The following is a 6,554-nucleotide window of genomic DNA, read 5'->3' as shown; positions in this document are numbered from 1 at the left end:
GTTGCCCGCGCTGCTCAGCGTCAGCCCGTTGCCGCCGAGGTTCACGTTCGTGCCGGCCGCGCCGGTCAGTGCGCCGATCGTCTGCGCGCCCGATGCGCCGCTCAGGTTGAACGTCGCGCCCGACCCGGTCAGGTTCACCGTGCCGGTCGACGCCAGGCTGCCGCCCGCGCCGAGTGCCAGCGTGCTGCCGCTGTTGATCGTCGTGCCGCCCGTATAGGTGTTCGCGCCGGACAGCGTCTGCGTGCCGGTGCCCGACAACGTGAGACCGCCGGTGCCGCCGATCACCCCGCCGAACGTGCCGCTGGCCGTACCGCCCAGCGTCAGTGCGTTGCCGCCGAGGTTGAGGCTCGTTCCCGCGACACCCGACAATGCGCCGAGCGTTTGTGCGCCCGTCGCGGCACTCAGATCGAGCGTCGCGCCGGCGCCTGCCAGGTTCATCGCGCCGGTCGATGCGAGGCTGCCGCCCGCGCTCACCGCCAGCGTCCCTGCGTTGATCGTCGTGCCGCCCGTGTAGGTATTCGCGCCGGTCAGCGTGGTGGTGGCCGCACCGTCCTTCACGAGGCTGCCCGCACCGGAAATCGCACCGCCCAGCGTGAGACTGTTGCTGCCGCCCAGCGTCAGCGCGGCGCCCGTACCGAGATTGACCGCATTGCCGACCGACAAGGTCGCATTCGTATCGAGCGTGGCCGCGCCCCCGACGTTCAGCGCACCGAAGCCGAGTGCCCCATTGTTGCCGAGCACCAGGCCGCCGCTATTGAGGTTCGTCCCGCCGGAATAGGTGCTCGCGCCGTTCAGCGTCTGCGTGCCGGTGCCCGCGAGCGTCAGGCTGCCGGTGCCGCCGATCGCGCCGCTGAACGTGCCGCTGGCGGTCCCGCCCAGCGTCAGCGCGTTGCCGCCGAGGTTGAGGTTCGTGCCCGTGACACCCGACAGCGCACCGAGCGTCTGGCCGCCCGTCGCGGCGCTCAGGTCCAGCATCGCACCGGCGCCTGCGAGGTTCATCGTGCCGGTCGACGCGAGACTGCCGCCCGCGCCGATCGCCAGCGTGCCGCCGTTGACCGTCGTGCCGCCCGTGTAGGTATTCACGCCGGTCAGCGTGGTGGTGGCCGCACCGTCCTTCACGAGGCTGCCCGCGCCGGAAATCGCGCCGCCCAGTGCGAGATTGTTGCTCCCCCCCAGCGTCAGTGCAGCGCCCGTGCCGAGATTGATTGCATTGCCAACCGACAAGGTCGCATTCGTATCGAGCGTGGCCGCGCCGCCGACGTTCAGCGCACCGAAGCCGAGTGCCCCGTTGTTGCCGAGCACGAGGCTGCCGCTATTGAGATTCGTCCCGCCGGTGTAGGTATTTGCGCCGTTCAGCGTCTGCGTGCCGGTACCCGCCAGCGTCAGGCTGCCGGTGCCGCCGATCGTGCCGCTGAACGTGCCGCTCGCGGTCCCGCCCAGCGTCAGTGCGTTGGCGCCGAGGCTCACGCTCGTGCCGATGGCGCCCGACAGCGCGCCGATCGACTGCGCGCTGCCCGCGCTGATGTCCAGTGCGGCCCCCGGATTGACCAGGTTCACCGTCCCCGTGGACGACAGGCTGCCGCCCGCGCCGATCGCCAGCGTGCCGGCATTGATCGTCGTGCCGCCCGTGTACGTGTTCGCGCCCGTCAGCGTCGTGGTCGCCGCGCCGTTCTTCACGAGGCTGCCCGTGCCGGAAATCGCACCGCTCAGCCCGAGCGCGTTGCTGCCGCCGAGCGTCAGCGTATTGCCCGTCGTGAGGTTGATCGCGTTGCCGACCGTGAGGTTCGTGTTCGTATCGAGCGTCGCCGAGCCGCCGACGGTCAGCGCGCCGGTGCCGAGCGCCGAGCCGTTGCCGAGCACCAGTCCGCCAGCATTCAGCGTCGTGCCGCCTGCATAGTTGTTCGCGCCCGACAGCGTGAGCGTCGCCGCACCGTTCTTCACGAGACCGCCACCGCCGGAAACCACGCCGCCGAGGCCGAGGTCGGTGCTACCGCCAAGGGTCAGCGTCGTGCCCGTCGCGAGGTTGACGCCGTTCGCGAGCGTCACGTTGGTGGTCGCATCGAGCGTCGACGAGCCGTTCACGTTCACCGCGCCGATGCCGAGCGACGTATTGCTGCCGACGACGAGGTTGCCGCCGTTCAGGTTGGTGCCGCCGGTGTACACGTTCGTGCCCGTCAGCGATTGCGTGCCGGTACCCGACAGCGTCACGCTGCCGGACCCGCCGATCGTGCCGGCATAGGTCGCATTGCCACTGCCGTTGAGCGTCAGCGAATTGGCGCCAAGGGTCACGTTCGTGCCGGCCGCGCCGGCCAGCGAGCCGATGGTCCGCGCGCCCGACGCACCGGTCACGTCGAACGTTGCGCCCGCACCGGTCAGGTTGACCGTGCCGGTCGCCGACAGGCTGCCGGCTCCGTTCAGCGCGAGCGTGCCGCTGTTGATGGTCGTATCGCCCGTATACGTATTCACGCCGCTCAGCGTCGTGGTCGCCGCGCCGTTCTTCGTGAGGCCGCCGCTGCCGCTGATCGTGCCGGTCAGCCCGAGAGCGTTGCTGCCGCCGAGCGTCAGCGTCGAGCCGGTGGCAAGATTGACCGTGTTGCCGAGCGTCACGTTCGTGCTCGCGTCGAGCGACGCCGACGCGTTGACGTTCAGCGCGCCGATGCCGAGCGCCGAATTGTTGCCGACCACCAGGCCGCCGGCATTCAGGTTCGTGGCGCCTGTGTAGCTGTTCGCGCCGGACAGCGTCAGCGTGCCGCCATCGTTCTTTGTCAACGCGCCGCCCCCCGACACTGTGCCGGACAGCGTCAGCCCGGTCGCACCCTGCACCGTCAGGCCGCCCGCGCCAAGCGACACGTTGTTGGAGACGTTGAGCCCCGTCGTGCCGGCCTGCAACGCGCCGCCGTTGCCCGTGACGGTACCGGTGCCGAGCGACGCGTTGTTGTTGATGATCGCCACGCCGCCCGACAGCGTCGCGTCCTGCGCGGTGGACGCGCCGTTGATCGTCCAGTTGCCGCTCGTGACGTCGAGGTGATTGAAGTTGATGTAGTTGTTGGCCGCGATCGTGCCGTTCGCCGCAGTTCCCTGCTGCAGGTTGAGCGTGTTGTTGCCGCCCGCGCCGCCGTCGACCACGCCGGTTGCCGCCACGCCGAGCGTGATCGGCCCGACCGTGATGTTGAATGCGCCGCCGGTGCCGCCGGCCGTGTTGACCGACGAGCCCGTCACGGCATTGAACGTATTCGTGCTGTTCGCCCCCATCGACACGCCGCCGTTGATCGTGCCCGAGTTGGTGAACGTATTGCCCTGCCCCGGTGTGCCGCTCGACCCCAACGACACGCGACCGGTGATCGTTCCGCTGTTCGACATGTTGACCGTGCCGCCGCCGTACGCGGCGACCACCGGCGCATCGGCGCCGGTCAGCGTCGCGCCGACCAGCGGGGAGGAGCCGATCGTACCCGTGTTCGTAATCGTCGACGTGCCGCCCGCGCCGTTTTGAACCGACAGCGCCATGCCCGTCACGCCGCTGATCGCCACGCCGGTCGAGCCCATCATCGTGCCGTTGTTGGTCACGGTCGTGGTGCTCGCCGCCGCGTTGCCGACCACCGTGCCGCTCGACAGCACGCCGAGCCCCGAGCCGAGCGCCGACGGGTCGATCGTGCCGTTGTTGGTCAGCGTGACGTTATTGCCGGTCAGCGACATCGCCGTGCCGCCGACGCCGAGCAGCACGCCGACGCTTGCACCGGGGTTGACCGTCGCGTTCACGTTGTTGGCGCTGTTCGAATAACTGGGCGCCAGCGGATTCGCGACGCCGGAACAGGTCACCGTGGTGCCCGCCGTGCTGCAGGTCGCGTGGGCGGGAACGATGCCCGCGCCCGACAGCGCCAGAAACACGCCCGTGGGCAACAGCAGTCTCGGAAACGGCTCACCCGCTTTTTTCGAACGCGCAATAGTCATGCTTTCCCTCGTTATTGATTTCGGCTTTGGTATTGGTATTGCGGCCACACCGACTGACGCACGGCAGAAAATCACGGATAAAAGCGTCCGCTCCGGCAATCGCGACGCGATGTCGGTTTATTCATGGATGAATTTTTTAACAACCTGGGAGTGCAGGTTCGGAACTAGTCGAATGACATGATGGTGGCCCCTGTATTTTTGCAGCGACTTTCTGGTTGATTTGATTACCGCCCTGCTTTTATCAGACAAGGCTATATCAAACTCGAACCGTTTTCCAGTCGATATTTCCCCGTCGGATCAAGGGTCAAGGAATATGTACTTTTTACTTCCCGACAGGCTATCGGAAATGACAATCCGGCACGTTTTTCGACGGCGCTTTTTGACTTTTCGCAAAGACACTGGATGCACCGCATCCGTGAAAACACTGATATATCGACTTGATTCAGTATCTGCGAATTTTGCAGTGCAATATATTAACCGTCCCGAATCGCCAATACGACTCATCCGCATTTGCCAAATTGGCATGCGAATGCGGATTCTCAAACAATCACGGGCGTTGCTTCGATTTTCGTCTCGAAATGAAGCGACAACGCAAATCGTTATCGTTCGTCCGGCGTCAATGACGTTCGCACCGCCGACACGAGACGGTAGGCAACCGGAGGGAGAAGGAAGCCACGCCGATTGGAAGCGCGCGCTCCCGGCGCCGTCGCCTCACGAAAACAGCCGCATCAAATAAAGCATCGGCCGAAACGAAACCGGCCGCGCATCCGGATTCACCCACAGCCGCACCGCATACACCGCGTAGGCCGGCACCTCGCGCCAGCTCGAATAGACATCGCGCCACTGAAAGCGGCGCGGATAGGCGGCGGAGATGTTCGACCGCGCAATGCCGACGCGCTCGAACGCGAGACGCGCCCGCGCAAGGTGGTAATACTGGCTGACGATCAGCACGCGGGACAGGCGATGCGCGTGCAGGTAGGCCAGCGTGTGCTGCGCGGTCGCGAGCGTGTTGTCGCCCTGGTCGTCGACGGCGATCCGGTCCGCCGGCACGCCGCGCGCAACGAGGTAGTCGCGCATCGCCGTCGCCTCGTTCAGCCCGGGGCCGTCGATCGCGCCGCTGACCAGAAACGCCGGGCACTGCCCCGCGCGATAGCAGCGCACGCCCACATCGAGCCGGGCCGCGAGCACGGGCTTCGGCGCGCCGGTGTCGTCGAGCGCGTTGCCGAAGATCACGGCGACGTCCGCCGGGTTGCTCGGCATCCGCATGCCATGGATTACGATCGCGGCGGCCGCCGCGGCCCAGACGCACGCAACGACGGCCAGCACGCGGCCGGCCCGGGCCGCAAAGCTCCGTTTGGTTCGATATTTCAAGGTATTCGGTCTCTCAGGTGTCGTCGGGCGCATCGGCCGGCCCAGCCCCGAACGGGCACGTCACGACGGGCGCGTCACGCTAGCACGGCGCGCTCGCGCCTGTCCATGCGACGAACCGATGCCGGCCACGCAGGTCGGCCATAGGGAGATCGAAAGAATGTGAAGGATGCGCCGCGCCGCGAAACCGGCACCGCCCGGGCTCAATCGACCGGGCACATCGCGAGCCGCCCCATCGCCTCGCCGGCGCCACGCACCGCGCAGGTGGCCGGCTCGTCGGCGATCCGCGCGACCAGCCCGGTCTCGTCGTACAGCAGGCGCTCGAGATCGGCGAGCAGCGCGCCGCCGCCGGTGAGCACCACGCCGCGATTCGCGATGTCGGTCACGAGTTCGGCCGGCGCGTTTTCCAGCACCGACTTCACCGCGCCGATCACCTGCTTGAGCGGCGCGGCCAGCGCGTCCGCGACGTCGTGGTTGGACAGCTCGACCGAACGCGGCAGGCCGTCGCCGATGCTGCGGCCGACGGCGCGGGTCGACGTGCGCGGCACCGCGCTGGTGGCCGAGCCGATCGCCTTCTTCACGTGCTCCGCCGTCTGTTCGCCGAGCAGCACGCCGTACAGGTTGCGGACATGGTTGACGATCGCCGCGTCGAACTGGCTGCCGCCGACGCGGATCGCCTCGCGGTAGACGATGCCGCCGAGCGCGATGACCGCGACTTCGGTGGTCCCGCCGCCGATGTCGATGACCATCGAGCCGACCGGCTCGGTCACCGGCAAGCCCGCGCCGAGCCCGGCCGCGAGCGACTCCTCGATCAGTTCGACCTCCGATACGCCGGCCGCGAACGCGGCCTCGCGGATCGCGCGGCGCTCGACGGCCGTCGCATCGGACGGCACGCACAACGTGACCTCGACGCGGCGGCCGAAGCGCGAGCGGGTGCGCGACATGTCGATGAAGCTGCGGATCATCTGCTCGGCCGCGTGCGCGTCCGCGATCACGCCGTGGCGCATGGGCCGCACGGCTTCCAGATGCCCCGGTTCGCGGCCGAGCAGCGCCTTGGCCAGCTCGCCGACGGCCTCGAGCGTCGGCCGCGCGTCGCTCGCGCCGCCCTTGCGGAAGCACACGACCGACGGCTGGTTCAGCACCACGCCGCGTTCATGCGTATAGATCCGCGTACTCGCCGTTCCCGGGTCGATCGCAACGGGTTGCGCAAACAACTTTCCGAACAGCGGTGTCGACAT

At 67.8% G+C, this 6,554-nt stretch carries 3 protein-coding genes; all 3 read right to left on the bottom strand.

Annotated elements, in window-relative coordinates; all coding sequences use genetic code 11:
- Positions 1-3,948: autotransporter-associated beta strand repeat-containing protein (locus JMF86_RS17805; protein WP_201317093.1), on the bottom strand; the 3,948-nt coding region annotated here is incomplete at its 3' end.
- A gap of 711 nt (positions 3,949-4,659) precedes the next feature.
- Positions 4,660-5,352, bottom strand: coding sequence for a YdcF family protein (locus JMF86_RS17800; RefSeq protein ID WP_011547228.1), 693 nt, complete (start codon positions 5,350-5,352; stop codon positions 4,660-4,662).
- Positions 5,353-5,519: 167 nt separating this feature from the next.
- Positions 5,520-6,554 carry a rod shape-determining protein gene (locus JMF86_RS17795; protein ID WP_011547227.1) on the bottom strand — a complete coding sequence of 345 codons (1,035 nt, stop codon included), beginning with the start codon at positions 6,552-6,554 and terminating at the stop codon, positions 5,520-5,522.

This window comes from Burkholderia sp. E168m15, from assembly GCF_016586105.1.
GTDB lineage: Bacteria > Pseudomonadota > Gammaproteobacteria > Burkholderiales > Burkholderiaceae > Burkholderia > Burkholderia orbicola.
The sequence above is the reverse complement of the archived record's forward strand: the minus strand, read 5'-3'. Positions and strand labels throughout refer to the sequence as shown.